Annotated in this window: 13 protein-coding genes; 4 read left to right on the top strand and 9 right to left on the bottom strand. The window is 68.7% G+C overall.

The window, feature by feature from the left end; genetic code table 11:
• Window positions 1–27: 27 nt before the first annotated feature.
• The 7 genes from K8O92_32495 to sucB form a co-directional block, all read right to left on the bottom strand.
• Window positions 28–1,215, bottom strand: coding sequence for a Fic family protein (locus K8O92_32495; protein ID UAK32348.1), 1,188 nt, complete (start codon window positions 1,213–1,215; stop codon window positions 28–30).
• Window positions 1,216–1,299: 84 nt separating this feature from the next.
• Complete coding sequence (locus tag K8O92_32490) at window positions 1,300–1,458, bottom strand: hypothetical protein (protein UAK32347.1); 159 nt, start codon at window positions 1,456–1,458, stop codon at window positions 1,300–1,302.
• A gap of 1,088 nt (window positions 1,459–2,546) precedes the next feature.
• Window positions 2,547–3,587: a lipoyl synthase gene (lipA, locus tag K8O92_32485; GenBank protein UAK36084.1), complete on the bottom strand. Its 1,041-nt coding sequence runs from the start codon at window positions 3,585–3,587 to the stop codon at window positions 2,547–2,549.
• 88 nt (window positions 3,588–3,675) lie between these two features.
• The gene (gene lipB, locus K8O92_32480) at window positions 3,676–4,578 is read right to left on the bottom strand and encodes a lipoyl(octanoyl) transferase LipB (protein ID UAK32346.1); all 903 of its coding nucleotides are present in this window, start codon (window positions 4,576–4,578) and stop codon (window positions 3,676–3,678) included.
• Between the two features lie 385 nt (window positions 4,579–4,963).
• Complete coding sequence (locus K8O92_32475) at window positions 4,964–5,500, bottom strand: GNAT family N-acetyltransferase (GenBank protein ID UAK32345.1); 537 nt, start codon at window positions 5,498–5,500, stop codon at window positions 4,964–4,966.
• Window positions 5,497–6,405 carry a TIGR01777 family oxidoreductase gene (locus K8O92_32470; protein UAK32344.1) on the bottom strand — a complete coding sequence of 303 codons (909 nt, stop codon included), beginning with the start codon at window positions 6,403–6,405 and terminating at the stop codon, window positions 5,497–5,499. The genes K8O92_32475 and K8O92_32470 overlap by 4 nt, the downstream gene beginning before the upstream one ends.
• 19 nt (window positions 6,406–6,424) lie before the next feature.
• Window positions 6,425–8,206, bottom strand: coding sequence for a 2-oxoglutarate dehydrogenase, E2 component, dihydrolipoamide succinyltransferase (sucB, locus tag K8O92_32465; protein UAK32343.1), 1,782 nt, complete (start codon window positions 8,204–8,206; stop codon window positions 6,425–6,427).
• 262 nt (window positions 8,207–8,468) lie between these two features.
• Here sucB and K8O92_32460 point away from each other — a divergent pair, with 262 nt between their 5' ends.
• Window positions 8,469–8,831: an oxidoreductase gene (locus tag K8O92_32460; GenBank protein ID UAK32342.1), complete on the top strand. Its 363-nt coding sequence runs from the start codon at window positions 8,469–8,471 to the stop codon at window positions 8,829–8,831.
• A gap of 104 nt (window positions 8,832–8,935) precedes the next feature.
• Here K8O92_32460 and K8O92_32455 read toward each other — a convergent pair whose 3' ends face one another.
• Both K8O92_32455 and K8O92_32450 read right to left on the bottom strand, forming a co-directional pair.
• The gene (locus K8O92_32455) at window positions 8,936–10,447 is read right to left on the bottom strand and encodes a leucyl aminopeptidase (GenBank protein UAK32341.1); all 1,512 of its coding nucleotides are present in this window, start codon (window positions 10,445–10,447) and stop codon (window positions 8,936–8,938) included.
• 9 nt (window positions 10,448–10,456) lie between these two features.
• Window positions 10,457–11,263 (bottom strand): TetR/AcrR family transcriptional regulator, encoded by an 807-nt coding sequence (locus K8O92_32450; GenBank protein UAK32340.1) that lies wholly within the window; start codon window positions 11,261–11,263, stop codon window positions 10,457–10,459.
• Window positions 11,264–11,373: 110 nt separating this feature from the next.
• Between K8O92_32450 and K8O92_32445 the strand changes: the two genes are divergently transcribed.
• The 3 genes from K8O92_32445 to K8O92_32435 all read left to right on the top strand — a co-directional run bounded on the left by K8O92_32445 (window position 11,374) and on the right by K8O92_32435 (window position 14,351).
• Window positions 11,374–11,979, top strand: coding sequence for a GNAT family N-acetyltransferase (locus K8O92_32445; GenBank protein ID UAK32339.1), 606 nt, complete (start codon window positions 11,374–11,376; stop codon window positions 11,977–11,979).
• Window positions 11,980–12,026: 47 nt separating this feature from the next.
• Entirely contained in the window at window positions 12,027–13,127 is a 1,101-nt protein-coding gene (gcvT, locus tag K8O92_32440) for a glycine cleavage system aminomethyltransferase GcvT (protein UAK32338.1), read from the top strand.
• A gap of 126 nt (window positions 13,128–13,253) precedes the next feature.
• A complete protein-coding gene (locus K8O92_32435) occupies window positions 13,254–14,351 on the top strand; it encodes a branched-chain amino acid aminotransferase (GenBank protein ID UAK32337.1) in 1,098 nt (365 codons plus the stop codon).
• The last annotated feature ends 9 nt before the right edge of the window (window positions 14,352–14,360 follow it).

The raw sequence follows: 14,360 nt of genomic DNA, 5'->3' as shown, positions 1-14,360 counted from the left end.
ACCTGGGCGTCGACGCCGTGGCGGTGACTATATCCGCGTGGTTCGTTTGCCGATGGCGGCGGAGAGTGCGTCGAGTTCGGCCAGGACGTCGGATGCCGCCCAGATGCGATTGCGCTTGTTCTCCGACAGCACCTCGAGGACACCGGCTTCCGTCAGCCTGCCGAGGGCCCGATACACGCTGGCTTCGGTAGTGCCGGTCATCTTCTGCGCGGTGTCGGCGTTGAATATCGGTGTGTCGAGCAAGGCTGCCAGTACTGATTCGTCGGCGGAATTCGCTCGTGGTCTGGCGATTGCGCGCCACCGGGCTGGGAGATCGGCGAGCGCACGGGCCGATTCTTGGGCGGCCTCACAGGAATGAATCGTCGCCGTGGAGACGTACTCGACGAACTCGTCGACGTGCCCTTCGCGATAGCCGTTCAGTTGCGCGAAGTAGCGGCCGGTGTCGGCGAGCATCGCTGAGGCCAACGGAACCGTAACCCGCTGAGTCAGCCCGCGGCGGCGGAGGATCGCGCTGATGAGGGCACGCCCGATCCGGCCGTTGCCATCGGTGAACGGATGGATGGATTCGAACTGGGCGTGCGCGATAGCGGCCTGCGCAAGGATCGGCAGATCGCTACGGCCGACAAAAGTGACCAAATCGTCCATCAGTTCCGTGACGAGCTCCGGCGGGGGCGGAACGAACAGCGCGTCGATCGGTGTGTAGTCGCTGCCTCCGATCCAGTTCTGCACCGTCCGCAGCCTGCCCGAGTCCTGCGCGGTGTAGTAATCGGGAGCCATCAGCAGACGGTGTGCCTCGAGCAAGGAGGCAAGTGTGATCGGACCATCGCCGGCCGCGGTGACCAGTGCGGCCAACGTTCGTACCGCAGCCAGCTGTGACTTCGCCTCCTCGCTCGCCTTTCCGCCGGCGACGGCTCGGCCGAATGCTCGCCAGCCCGCGTCGATGTGCTCGATCTTCGATGACGCCACGGATTCGCTACGGAGCAAGAAGTCGGCCAACGGCGCCAGATGTTGACCGTAGCCCGCCTCGAGGCGAACGACCGCGATCACGGCGTCCTCGTGCGCTCGTGCGACGGTGCCCCCGACCGAGTACGTGAGATCGGCGATCCGGGGTGGTATCGAGACTTCGATCTCGGTGAGAGTTCGGTCGGCGCGCGACCCCTGGCGGTGGCGAGGGTGCCAGGGGCGGCTCTCGGTGCGGTGCGGCGGCCAGCCCATGGCGTCTCCTCTGGACGAAAGTGCAACCAAATCTAACTTTACTATATCTAATACTGCGAAAAGTATAATAGCAGAAGCATTGCTTTAGATTAAGTGGCTTACAAGGAGCTGCGCGACGCTCAGGAAGGCGTCGCGGGCGGGTTGGTAGTCCTCCTGCGTGACGGTGTTCGAGCCCGCAGGGATCTGGATGGCGGCGATCGCCTCGATGCCTGTTGACTTGCGCATCGAACCGGGCCTGGCCATGTACTTCAACGTTCGGTCTAGCGGAGCGCTTTGCGGACATTGGTCGATCAGGCGTCGGAGCATTGCCGGCGTCCGTGACTGATCGGAGGTAACGAAATGCCCTCGGGCAGAAAACCTTCGTTGCCGACTTGCGATTGGTGCGACGCGCCCAGGCTGCGGCGGAAGAGGTCGCAGGCAAGCATTGGTACGAGATGTCGACACGGCTTACTGCGGAGATCAGCGATGCGGAACAGTCGCTGGCCGAGCTGTCGCCGCCCGGACTCGATCCTGGGAATTGGACTGAGTCTGCCGCGAGGCGGATCAGCCGGGACTTCAAGGCTGCAGCAAATCAGCTGGAGTCCACCTATCGAGCAGCTATCGAGATCGCAGATGAACTCGGTCTCGATAGACCGCGGACACTAGCCACTGCGCGCGATGTCTGCCGAGTGATTGCATTGGCCGATGTTTCACATAGGTCGCTGGAACAGTGGCTGACGCAGTCGGGTGCGGTCGAAGCGGTCGGCGCGGCGGTCCGGGTCGTGGCGGATCTGCTGCGGGAGTTCTTCGCGAGACGTGACAAGGTGCGCGAAGCGCAGCGATGCGCTATATCCAACGCCGGCCGGTTGAGGAGGAGCTGTTATTCACACGTGTGCGAACGGCCTGGGGCGTAGGTAGGTCGGGTCCGGTCATCCAAGTGCGGATCCGGGAAGTTCTGCGTTGGCTCGATAGGAAAGAGGCAGTTGTCCGTCTCGGCGCTGCATACGATTTGCCTGCTCGTGAGCTGCAGTCTGTGCGGACAGCGGCTTCCCGCGGCGGCCGCTTGGTCCGGCAGATACCGATAATTGAGCGACAGCTTGCCATACGCAACGTCATCGCCGACTGTCTGGGAGTTCGGCGCGAAGAACTCCTGTCCGAGGTGGCCGCTGTTTTCGGCTGGACACGTGTTCGATCAGATATTCGGGCGACGTTGACCGCAGATCTCGACAATTTGATCGAGCGAGGGGTCGTCGAGGAGACCGAACTCGGTATGACGCTCGCAGGCGAGATGTAATTGGACGAAGATACGCTGGAAGAGGTCGGTTCCACCTCGGACTCGACCTCCCACGCAGTCAGCTGCCGAAGCGGGCCAGCACGGAGCTGGCTTCCTGCGACGCTGTGCCTTCCTCGGCGAGATGTGCCATCTCCGGCGCGATTTCGCGACCGTGATGCGCCATCGCCTGGGCGTACAGCCGACCCGCCCGGTAGGAGGAGCGGACCAGGGGACCGGCCATCACGCCTGCGAAGCCCATTTCCTCGGCCGCCTTCGAGTGCTCCACGAATTCCTCCGGCTTCACCCAGCGGTCGACGGGGTGGTGACGCGGGGACGGGCGCAGGTACTGGGTGATGGTGAGGATGTCGCAGCCTGCCTCGTGCAGGTCGCGCATGGCCTGGGTGACTTCCTCCGGCGTTTCGCCCATGCCGAGGATGAGGTTGGATTTGGTGACCAGACCGGCTTCGCGGGCGGCGGTCAGGACCGCGAGGGAGCGCTCGTAGCGGAAGGCCGGGCGGATGCGTTTGAAGATGCGGGGGACCGTTTCGAGGTTGTGCGCCAGCACTTCCGGGCGCGAGGAGAACACCTCGGCGAGCTGGTCGGGGTCGGCGTTGAAGTCGGGAATCAACAGCTCCACGCCGGTGTGGGGATTCGAACGCTTGATGGCGCGGACGGTTTCGGCGTAGAGCCAGGCGCCGCCGTCGTCCAGGTCGTCGCGGGCCACGCCGGTGATGGTGGAGTAGCGCAGGCCCATGGCCTGGACGCTTTCGGCGACGCGGCGGGGCTCGTCGCGGTCCAGGGCGGCGGGCTTGCCGGTGTCGATCTGGCAGAAGTCGCAGCGGCGGGTGCACTGTTCGCCGCCGATCAGGAACGTGGCCTCGCGGTCTTCCCAGCATTCGAAGATGTTGGGGCAGCCCGCTTCCTCGCAGACGGTGTGCAGGCCCTCGCGCTTGACCAAGCCTTTGAGCTCGGAGTACTCCGGGCCCATGGTGGCGCGGGTACGGATCCACTTGGGCTTGCGCTCGATGGGGGTTTCCGCGTTGCGGGCTTCGATGCGCAGGAGCTTGCGGCCGTTCGCGGCGCGAGCGTCGGGCCCGGAGGAGGTGGCCTGCGTAGCCACGGCGGGACCCGGGAGTGCCGCAGCAGGTTCGGCTGCCGTGGCCGCGTTGTGTGGTGTCGGGGTGTCGACTGAGGTCACTCGATCGACCTTACGCCGTCGCGGCTCGAGACTGCGGAGGGGTGTCGCCAGGGGTGACGCGCGCGATATCGTGCGCGCTGACCGGCAGCTCGCCGTCGAGTGCGCGGATGATGGCGTCGGCCACCAGCGGCTTGACCTCGGCCACGGTCACCTCGCGACCGAGTTCACGAGTCAGGGTGGTGACGCCCGCATCGCGAATGCCGCACGGGACGATGGCCTGGAACCCGTCCATGGCGGCGTTGCAGTTGAACGAGACGCCGTGCAAGGCGACGCCCCGCTGCACGCGCACGCCCACCGCGGCGATCTTGCGTTCGGCGTAGAACTCGGTGGCGGGCAGCCAGACGCCGGAGCGGCCCTCGACCCGCCCGCAGACGAGGCCGAGGCCGGTGCAGACGGTGATCAACGCCTCCTCGAGGCGGCGCACATAGTCGACGACGTCGATCGGCTCGGCCAGCCGCACTATCGGGTAGCCGACGAGTTGACCGGGGCCATGCCAGGTGATCTTGCCGCCGCGGTCGACCTGCACCACCGGGCTGCCGTCGATCGGCAGGTCCTCGTCCTCGGTGCGGCGGCCCGCGGTGTAGACCGAGGGGTGTTCGAGCAGCAGCAGATGATCGGATCCGCTGCCCTCGGCCCGCTGCTCGGCGATGCTGCGTTGCAGGTCCCAGGCGGCGTGGTAGTCGATGAGTCCGAGATCCTCGACGACGATCGGAGTCGTGTCGGACCGGGCGGACAGGGTGGTGCGCGTGTGGGTCACAGCATGACGGTACGCCCAGGGGTCAGCCGGTTCCAGCACCTCGATGTGGGAACGGCCACAGCGGCAGTGGGTTGCCAGGGCAGCGCTGAGAGATTGCTGCTGTGCCTGCCACGCCGTGGTCCAGCGGCCGAGGGATCCGACCGGATGATCTCGCATCCCGAACGTGAGTATTGCGGGAGCGTGGAGTGTCCGGCTTTCTTGCTCGAAGCAAGCTCATACCGATCGGTAGCGCCGATTCCCGGCAGTTCCATCGGAGAGCTGCGGGCGGGTGGGGTCGAACTGCGCGTCCCGATCCGAATCCAGGCGCTCGCACAGCGCGTCGATCCGCTCGGTTCAGGGGTGGCCGAGAAGTGTCCGCGCTTCGGCCAAGTCTTGGAACAGGCCTGAACGTCACGTGTCGAATCGGGTTGCACCACTTGGGTGACCTATGCCGAGCACGGCCGTGCCCCACGCGATCTCGGATCGGGCGCATAGCGCCGCACGCCGCCTGGTGCATCTGCGAAGTGTGAACGCGGTATGCGAGGGTCCTGCGGCTGCCGATTCAGGGCACGTCGACGGGCAGAGTCAATTGCATGAGGGTCAGGTCCATCCAGCGGCCGAACTTGTGGCCTACTTCGGGCAGGACCCCGACGGTCCGGAAGCCGAAGCGCTCGTGCAGGAGGATCGAACCGGTGTTGCCGGATTCGATGGCCGCGATCATGGCGTGCACGGCGCCCGCCCGGCGCGCATGTTCGATCAGCTCGGTGAGCAGCGCCGTGGCGATGCCGCGACGGTGGAAGCGCTCGTCGACGTAGACGGAGTTCTCGACCGTGTAGCGGTATCCCGACTTGGTGCGCCACGGCCCGTAGCTCGCGTAACCCGCCAACTCGCGGTCGAACTCGGCGACCAGCACGGGCAACCCCGCGCCGGTGCGGGCGCGGAACCAGCCGAGGCGCTCGTCCAGGCCGACCCGCTCGGTGTCCCAGATCGCGGTGGACGCGGCGATATTCGCGTTGTGGATGTCGAGAATCGCCGGAAGGTCATCGGTGGTCGCGTCGCGGATGACGGTGGCGAGCCCGGTGTCGAGTCGATCGGTCATCGAGCGTCTCCGGATCGTCCTACCGCGTCGGCCAGCGCTGCGCCGATGGTGGGGTGGTCGAACCGGTAGCCCGCCTCCTCGAGGGCAGTCGGAATCGCCCTTGGCCCGCGCAGGATCGCCTCCTGCGCCATCTCGCCGACCACCGCACGCAGCGCGAACGCGGGCACCACCAGCGGAGTGGGACGCCGCAGCGCACGACCCAGCGCGCGGCTGAACTCGGCGTTGGTGACCGGAGCGGGGCCGACCACGTTGATCGGACCGGACACCGTGTCGTGGGTGAGCGCGAAGAGCACGGCGCCGATCTCGTCGGCCATCGAGATCCACGGCACGTACTGACGGCCACTGCCCAGCCGCCCGCCCAACCCGAGCGCGTACAGCGGTTGCAGCATCCCGAGCATGCCTCCGGCACCCGACAGCACCACGGCGCTGCGCAGCAGCACCGTGCGCACACCGGCGGCGGTGGCGGGCTCGGTAGCTTTCTCCCAGTCCCGGCACAGCGTCGCCAGGAAGCCGGAACCGGCGGGGGAGGTTTCGTCCACCACTCGATCGCCGGTGTCGCCACCGTAATAGTGCACGCCGCTGGCGTTGAGCAGCACCGGCACTCCCGCGGCGGCGACCGCGCCGGCCAGCACGTCGGTCGGTGTGATCCGGCTGTCGCGCAACTCCTGTTTGAAGCTGCCGGTCCAGCGCCGCCTGCCGACGCCCGCGCCGCACAGGTTGACCACGGCGTCCGCGCCGCGCAACGCCCGCTCGTCCAGCTGGGCGCGGGCCGGGTTCCAGGCGAATTCGTCCGGGCCCGCCGCTGTTCTGCGCACCAGCCGGGCGACGTCGTGCCCGTCGCGGCGCAGAGCCGCGACGAGCGCTGTCCCGATCAACCCCGACGAGCCGGCGATCACGACCTTCATACGTGCCGCGGAACCTTCCTCACAGCCCGAGATCGGCCTCGAACGCCGCTTCCTCGAGCCGGTGGCGGATCGTGGTCAGGAAGCGGCCCGCGTCGGCGCCGTCGATCAGGCGGTGGTCGTAGGTGAGCGGCAGGTAGCACATCGAGCGGACGCCGATGGACTCGTTACCGGTCTCGTCGGTCACCACGACCGGGCGCTTGACGATCGCACCCGTGCCGAGCATGCCCGCCTGCGGCGGAACCAGGATCGGCGTGTCGAACAGCGCGCCCTGGCTGCCGATGTTGGTGATGGTGAAGGTGCCGCCGGCCAGCTCGTCGGGCTTGAGTCCGCCGTTGCGGGCCCGGTTGGCGATGTCGGCGATGGCGCGCGCCAGTCCGGCCAGCGACAGGTCGCTGGCGTTGTGGATCACCGGGGACAGCAGACCCTGCTCGGTGTCGACGGCGATGCCGAGGTGCACCGAGGCGTGGTAGGTGATCTCCTTGCTGGACTCGTCGTAGCTGGCGTTGACGTTCGGGTGCACGCCCAGCGCCTCGACCACGGCCTTGGCGAAGAAGGGCAGGAACGTCAGGTTGACGCCCTCCCGCTCCTTGAACGCCGCCTTGGCCAGCTTGCGCAGCGCCGCGATCTTGGTGACGTCGGCCTCGTGCACCTGGGTCAGCTGCGCGGTGGTTTGCAACGACTCGCGGGTCTTGGTCGCGGTGATCTGGCGGATGCGGTTGGCCTTCTGCACGGTGCCGCGCAGGTGGGCCAGCTCCGGGCTCGCCACGACGGGCGCGGAGGGCGCTTTCGCCGGGGCGGGAGCGGTCGCGGTCGCCGTGGCAGCCGGAGCCTTCTTCGCCTCGGCGGCGGCGAGCACGTCCTGCTTGCGGATACGCCCGCCGACACCGGAACCGGTGAGCGAGGACAGGTCGACGTTGTTCTCTTCGGCCAGCTTGCGGACCAGCGGCGTGACGTAGGGGGTTGCGCCGTTGGAGGATTCGGCACCCGCGGCGGCGGGCGCGGGGGCCGGTTCGGGCTTGGGAGCCGGAGCCGGAGCGGGGGCCGGAGCCGGAGCGGGGGCCGGAGCCGGAGCCGGAGCGGGCGCGGCGGCAGCCGGGGCCGGTTCGGGCTTCGGGGCCGGTGCGGGAGCCGGGGCCGGTGCGGGAGCCGGGGCGGCGGCCGCCGGGGAACCGCTGCCGATCACGCCGAGCTGTCCACCGACGGCCACGACGTCGTCTTCCTGCGCGGTGATCTCCAGCAGGGTGCCCGCCACGGGCGAGGGGATCTCGGTGTCGACCTTGTCGGTGGAGACCTCGAGCAGCGGCTCGTCGACGGCGACCTCGTCACCGACCGACTTCAGCCAGCGGGTGACGGTGCCCTCGGTGACCGACTCGCCGAGCTCCGGCATCTTCACCGCGGTGCCGTCACCGGACGACGCGGGCGCGGCCTGGGCGGCGGGCGCGGCCTCCTGGGCGGGAGTGGCCTGGGGTTGCGGCGCGGGCTCCTCCTGAGCAGGGGCGGGAGCCTCCTGGGCGGGCGCCGCGGCTTCCGGAGCAGGTGCGGGGGCCGACGATGCCGCCTCGCCGGGCTCGCTGATGACACCCAGTTCGCCGCCGACCTCGACCACGTCGTCTTCGTTCGCGACGATCTTCGACAGCACACCCGCCGCGGGGGACGGGATTTCGGTATCGACCTTGTCGGTGGAGACTTCGAGCAGCGGCTCGTCGACCTCGACCGTGTCTCCTTCCTGCTTCAGCCACCTGGTCACCGTTCCCTCGGTGACGCTCTCACCAAGAGCGGGCATCTGGACGGAGAAGGCCATGTCCGTTGACTCCTCTGACTGCTCGACGGGGTTCTACAACAGTTGATCTCGCTGCGGACGCCCGCCGCGGGTCGCGACGGTAGTCCGGAAGCCACCGATCATTGTGCGTGGCACCGGAGATCCGTGTGTGGTTCTTGTACCGCGGTCCATCCTTGCACTCGCTCGCAAGCCATGTAGCACAGGGCGGCCAACTGCACAGAGCTGGCAGTATGGGAAGACCGGCGGTGAACATTCTCCGGTGCAGGAAAGGAGGTCGGCGTCGGTGGGTTTGCTAGATCGTTTCCGCCGCGGCGCTACTCGGGGTGGCCGCGCTCTACGTGGGGGTTCGGTGGCCGGGGAGGATGCCCGGTATCTGGCCGACTGGGTGCGCACGCATGTGGGCGTCGAGGGCTATATCGAACCCAAGACCACGGTGACAGATGTCACAGTCGTCCTTGTTGCCGCTGATGGTGAATGGACGCGCCGGATCGTCGGCGAGCGCGGGGCGCGACGACTTGCCAAGGATTTGCACATCCCCGTCTACGACGTCCACAAGACCGGCTATCCGCAGCGGATGCGCGACTACGACGCCCGCAAGCGGGTGGAGCGGCAGCGCGAACTGGAGCGAGATCTGTACGACCTCTGAGGCGTCGGATCGTCCGTTCCGCCCGGTTTCCGCGGGCGTGTCCGAAGACTCCCGGGTGCGCTCGAGTGCGTCGCCCGGGACGCCCCGGACGACGCACTCCGACTTCACTCCGCGGCGATGTCCTGGAGCACGGCGATCAGCGTGCGGACCGGGACGCCGGTGCCGCCTTTGCCGATGTAGCCGAACGGGCCGCCGGTGTTGTAGGCCGGACCGGCGACATCGAGGTGGGCCCACTGCACGTTCTCCGGGACGAACTCCTCGAGAAACAGTCCGGCCGAGAGCATGCCGCCCCAGCGGTGCGGTGCGACATTGGCCAGGTCGGCGATCTTGGAGTTCAGGTCGGCGCGCAGTTCGGCGGGAAGCGGCATCGACCAGCCGTTCTCGCCGACCGCGCGGGAGATGCGGGCCACCCGGTCGCGGAAGTCGTCGGTGCCCATCACGCCGGGCGTGCGGGTGCCGAGCGCGACCATCTGCGCTCCGGTCAGGGTGGCCACGTCGATCAGGTACTCCGGCTCGTCCTCGCTCGCGCGCACGATCGCGTCGGCGAGGATCAGACGGCCCTCGGCATCGGTGTTGAGCACCTCGACGGTGGTGCCGCCGTACTGGGTGAGCACGTCGCCGGGGCGCTGGGCGGTGGCCGACGGCATGTTCTCCGCCATCGGCACCGTGGCCGTGACGGTGATCGGCAGGCTCAGCCGCGCGGCGAGCAGCGTCGTGGCGATCACGGCCGCCGCGCCCGCCATATCGGAGGTCATGTTCTCCATGTTCTGCGCGGGCTTGATGGAGATGCCGCCGGTGTCGAAGGTGATGCCCTTGCCGACCAGCGCCACCTTCTTCGGGCCACCCGCGTAGGTGATCCGGATCAGGCGCGGCGGTCGCGAGGAACCCTTGCCCACGCCGAGCACGCCGCCGTAACCGCCTGCTTCCAGCGCCTTCTCGTCGAGCACCTCCACGGTGAGGCCCGCGGCCTCGGCGAGTTCACGCGCACGGGAGGCGAACTCGGCGGGGAACAGGTGGCTGGGCGGGGTGTTCACGAAATCCCGTGCGGTGGCGACCGCCTCGGCGGTGAGCTGCGCCCGGAACAGCGCCTCTTCGCCGAATCCCGGCTCGGGGACCAGCAGCTCGACCCGGGCGACGGGCCGCTCGTCCGGCTTGGGCGCGGACTTGCCCGATCGGAACGGCGTGAACGAGTAGGCGCCCAGGTAGAAGCCTTCCGCCGCGGCGGCGATGTCGAGCCCGGACAGCGTGGTCACCACCAGTTCGGTGCCGGAGAGCGCGCGGGCGGCGACACCGGCCGAGCGGCGGATCTGCTCGGCGTCGAGTTTGTCGGCGGAACCCAGGCCGACGGCGAGGACGCTGGCCACTCCGTCCAGCCCCGCCGGCGCCGGGATGCGGGTCAGCTCCTCGGCCTTACCCTTCGCTCCCACCACTCCGAGCTGATCGAGCAACTCGCCGCGCACCTCGGCGGTGAGCACGTCGCCGAACATGTCCTCGGGCACGATGACGGGGCCGTCCTCCGAGGAGGTCAACCCGATGACGAGCACATCGGTGTCCGCGCCGATGGTCTCGGTGCGTGCCAGTTCCGGTCCGAGCGAGCGATCTGCAACAGCGGTCATTGGCACAGGTTATTCGGTGCGTTCCCGATGTCGCACCGCGACGCCGTCGAGCAGGAGTTCCACCGCGGTGGCGAGCAGGTCGTCGAAGTCCATCTCGAAATCGGAGTCCAGCTCGGTGAGCACGCGGTGCAGCACGGGGCGGATCGCCGGGTCGAGCAACTCGGCGAAATCGTGGTGCGGCGCGGCCGCCTCGGCGGCGCGGCGCGGATCGCCGAGCCGATCGGCGCGATCGGAACTCCACAGCAGCGCCAGGCCCTGGACCAGGCCCGACAGCGCGAGATAGATCGTGAGTCCGGTTCGCCCGGTCAGGCCGGGGTGGTCGAGGGCGGCGAAGTTTCGTTCCAGGATGTCCAGCAGCGCGGGACCCAGCGGCGGGCGGGTGCGCGCGAGCAGCGGCAACATCCACGGATGCCTGCGGTAGAGGCGCCACTCCTCGTGCGACTCGTGCCGTAGCCGAGGGCGCCAGCCGGTGCACTCGGCGGCCGGCGGCGGGATCTCGTCGAGCACCAGCTCGGCCATGCTCGCCAGCAGCGCTTCGCGGTCGGGGAAGTGACGGTAGAGGGTGGCCGTCGCGACGCCGAGTGCGCCGGCCAGGCGGCGCATGGTGAGGCCGTCGATCCCGTCGCGGTCGGCCAACTCCACCGCCACGCGGGCGATGCCGACGGCGGTGAGCCGCGCTGGGCGGGTGGCGCGGCGCATCGGGATCGCGGCGCGGCGGGCGCGGTAGGCGCGTGCCTGGCAGGAGCGGGAGCAGTACTTGCGCCGTCGGCCACGGGCGGGCTGCGCCAGGTCGTTGCGGCAGAGCGCGCACGTCATGCGGGGCTCCATTTCGACACACGAACGAGTGTGACGAAATAATACCGAGATCGTGCTGACCTGCCTAGATTGAGAGTCGAAACACGATGTTCAGTGGAAGGGGATGGCGGATGGAAATCGCCGCTCGCCGGGCAGGAGCCCGGGACCGGGACGCACTGATCGAGGCGTTCGGCGCGGCCGGCGCCGACGAGGTGGTGACGGCTTGGGTACTGGAAGGTCAATCCGACCCGGGCATCCGCACGGCCTTCGTGCCGGGCGTCATCGATCGGGCGTTGCGCGACGACGAGATCTGGGTCGCAGGAGCGGGCGAGGAGATATGGTCGGTCTCGATCTGGCAGCACGTCACCTCGGTCGAGCGATTCGCCGAGGAAGCCGCCGAGATGCGGACCATGGCCGAACAGGCTCCCGACATGGGCGTGCTGCGGCGGGTGGCGTATCTGACCGACCTGCTCGCCCGCGAGCATCCCCGGGAATTTCCGCATCGGTACCTGCAAGTGATCGTCACCAGGCCGGAGCACCGCGGCAAAGGGGTCGGTGCGGTGATCCTCGCCGACCGCTTGAAGGCCGCTTCCGAAGCGGCTGTTCCCGCGTTCCTCGAGGCGAGCACCGAACGGTCCGCTCGGCTCTACAGCCGCTGCGGGTTCGCGCCGACCGGGACGACCCACACTCTGCCGGAGAAAGGTCCGACCCTCATCCCCATGTGGTTCCGGCCCTAGCGCGGCGAGCCGGAACTTCGCGGATCGGTCCCCGATAAGCTCGGCTGGTGACCGAGACGAGCCTCCTGCAGGGACCCATTCACGCCGTGCACGTCGAGCTGGGCGCCACCTTCGCGCCGTTCGGCGGGTGGGAGATGCCGGTGTCCTACGCGGGCACCGTGACCGAGCACCAAGCGGTTCGCGCCACGGTGGGACTGTTCGACGTCAGCCATCTCGGCAAGGCGACGGTACGCGGCCCGGGCGCCGCGGCGTTCGTGAACTCGGCGTTCACCAACGACCTCGGCCGAATCGGGGCGGGCAAGGCGCAATACACCCTGTGCTGCGCCCCGAACGGGGGAGTGATCGACGACTTGATCGCCTACTACGTGGGCGACGAGGAGATCTTCCTGGTACCGAACGCCGCCAATACCGCGGCGGTCGTCGCCGCGTTGCGTGAGTCCGCCCCCGAGGGCGTCACGGTCACCGACGAGCACCGCGACTACGCCGTGTTCGCCGTGCAGGGTCCGCGTTCGGCCGAGGTGCTGACCGCGCTCGGGCTGCCCGCCGACCTCGAGTACATGGCCTACGCCGACGCCGCATGGGACGGCCGCCCCGTGCGCGTCTGCCGCACCGGCTACACCGGCGAGCACGGTTACGAGTTGCTGCCGCGCTGGGACGACGCCGAGGCGCTGTTCCGTGCTCTGGCCGAGCGGGTGCGCGCCGCCGAGGGCCAGGTGGCCGGGCTCGGCGCCCGCGACACCCTGCGCACCGAGATGGGCTACCCCTTGCACGGACACGAACTCTCGCCGGACATCTCCCCGGTGCAGGCGCGCTGCGGGTGGGCGGTCGGCTGGAAGAAGCCGGAGTTCTGGGGCAAGGCCGCTCTGGAACAGGAGAAGTCGGACGGTCCGCGCCGAATCCTGCTGGGGCTCAGAGCGCTCGACCGCGGTGTGCTCCGGCAAGGGCAAACCGTGCTGCGTGACGGCGAGCCGGTCGGCTCGACCACGTCCGGCACCTTCTCGCCCACCCTGAAGGTCGGAATCGCGCTGGCTCTGCTGGATACCGCGGCCGCCATCGAACCCGGCGCCGAGGTCGAGGTCGACGTCCGCGGACGCCGCCTGCGTTGCGAAATCGTCCGCCCCCCGTTCGTCCCCTCCAACACCAAGTGATTCCCGCCCGCTTTCTCCCGCCCGGTAACGGGTTGCGAAGACCGGCTGTCCTTCGTGACGTGCGGCGGGAAAAGGGGCGTGGACCATGGCGGTATGGCCGGAATCGGGCCGGATAGGATCGTCGGCATGACCGCTGCCGCACAGTTCACCCGTGTTCCGCATCCCGCGCCCCTCGCGGCGCAGCGGCGCCAAGAGGTACTGACGGAGCCAGGGTTCGGGCGATACTTCACCGATCACATGGTCTCGATCGATTACCTCGACGGCACGTGGACGAACGCGCGGGTGGAGCCGTACGCCCCTTTGGCGTTGGATCCCGCGACCATGGTGTTCCACTACGGCCAGGCCATCTTCGAGGGACTCAAGGCCTACCGCCAGAGCGACGGCAGCGTGTCCTGTTTCCGCATCGACGCCAACGCCGCACGTTTCCGCAGGTCCGCTCGTCGTATGGCGATGGCCGAGCTGCCGGACGAGCTGTTCATCGAGTCGGTGCGGCAACTGCTCGAGGTGGACCGGGACTGGGTCCCCGCGGCGGGCGGCGAGGAATCGCTGTACCTGCGGCCGTTCATGTTCGCCACCGAGGCCGGGCTCGGTGTGAAGCCCGCCGCGGCGTACAAGTACCTGCTGCTGGGCTCCCCGGCGGGAGCGTATTTCCCGCGTGGCGTGAAGCCGGTGCGGGTCTGGCTGTCCACGGAGTACGTGCGCGCCGCGCCGGGCGGCACCGGCGAGGCGAAGGTCGCGGGCAACTACGCCGCGTCGCTGCTCGCCCAGGCCGAAGCGTCGGCCAAGGGATGCGACCAGGTGGTGTGGCTGGACGCGTGCGAGCGGCGCTATGTCGAGGAAATGGGCACCAACAACCTGTTCTTCGTCTACGGTTCCGGCTCCGAGGCGCGGCTGGTCACACCGGAACTGTCCGGCTCGTTGCTGCCGGGCATCACCCGCGACTCGCTGCTGACCCTCGCAGCCGACTCCGGCTTCCCGGTCGAGGAGCGCAAGATCTCGGTCGAGGAATGGCGCAAGGGCGCCGAATCCGGTGAGATCACCGAGGTTTTCGCCTGCGGCACCGCCGCGGTGATCACCCCGGTCGGTTGGGTGCGTTCCGAGGCGGGCGAATTCACCATCGGAGGCGGAGAGCCCGGCACGGTCACCATGGCTCTGCGCGACACCCTCACCGGCATCCAGCGCGGCACCTTCGCCGACACCCACGGGTGGATGCGTCGGATGTGACGCCGGATG

The sequence above is a fragment of the Nocardia asteroides genome (assembly GCA_019930625.1).
GTDB classification, from domain to species: Bacteria; Actinomycetota; Actinomycetes; order Mycobacteriales; family Mycobacteriaceae; genus Nocardia; species Nocardia sputi.
Note: the sequence above shows the minus strand (reverse complement) of the source record. Positions and strands in the feature narration are given on the sequence as shown.

Bases quoted from the DNA above. Each gene is read 5' to 3' on its own strand.
- K8O92_32470 (UAK32344.1), bottom strand. From the start codon at position 6,405: ATGAAGGTCGTGATCGCCGGCTCGTCGGGGTTGATCGGGACAGCGCTC.
- K8O92_32490 (UAK32347.1), bottom strand. From the start codon at position 1,458: ATGGCCAGGCCCGGTTCGATGCGCAAGTCAACAGGCATCGAGGCGATC.
- K8O92_32495 (UAK32348.1), bottom strand. From the start codon at position 1,215: ATGGGCTGGCCGCCGCACCGCACCGAGAGCCGCCCCTGGCACCCTCGC.
- K8O92_32455 (UAK32341.1), bottom strand. From the start codon at position 10,447: ATGACCGCTGTTGCAGATCGCTCGCTCGGACCGGAACTGGCACGCACC.
- lipB (UAK32346.1), bottom strand. From the start codon at position 4,578: ATGCGAGATCATCCGGTCGGATCCCTCGGCCGCTGGACCACGGCGTGG.
- K8O92_32445 (UAK32339.1), top strand. From the start codon at position 11,374: ATGGAAATCGCCGCTCGCCGGGCAGGAGCCCGGGACCGGGACGCACTG.
- K8O92_32475 (UAK32345.1), bottom strand. From the start codon at position 5,500: ATGACCGATCGACTCGACACCGGGCTCGCCACCGTCATCCGCGACGCG.
- K8O92_32450 (UAK32340.1), bottom strand. From the start codon at position 11,263: ATGACGTGCGCGCTCTGCCGCAACGACCTGGCGCAGCCCGCCCGTGGC.
- sucB (UAK32343.1), bottom strand. From the start codon at position 8,206: ATGGCCTTCTCCGTCCAGATGCCCGCTCTTGGTGAGAGCGTCACCGAG.
- K8O92_32435 (UAK32337.1), top strand. From the start codon at position 13,254: ATGACCGCTGCCGCACAGTTCACCCGTGTTCCGCATCCCGCGCCCCTC.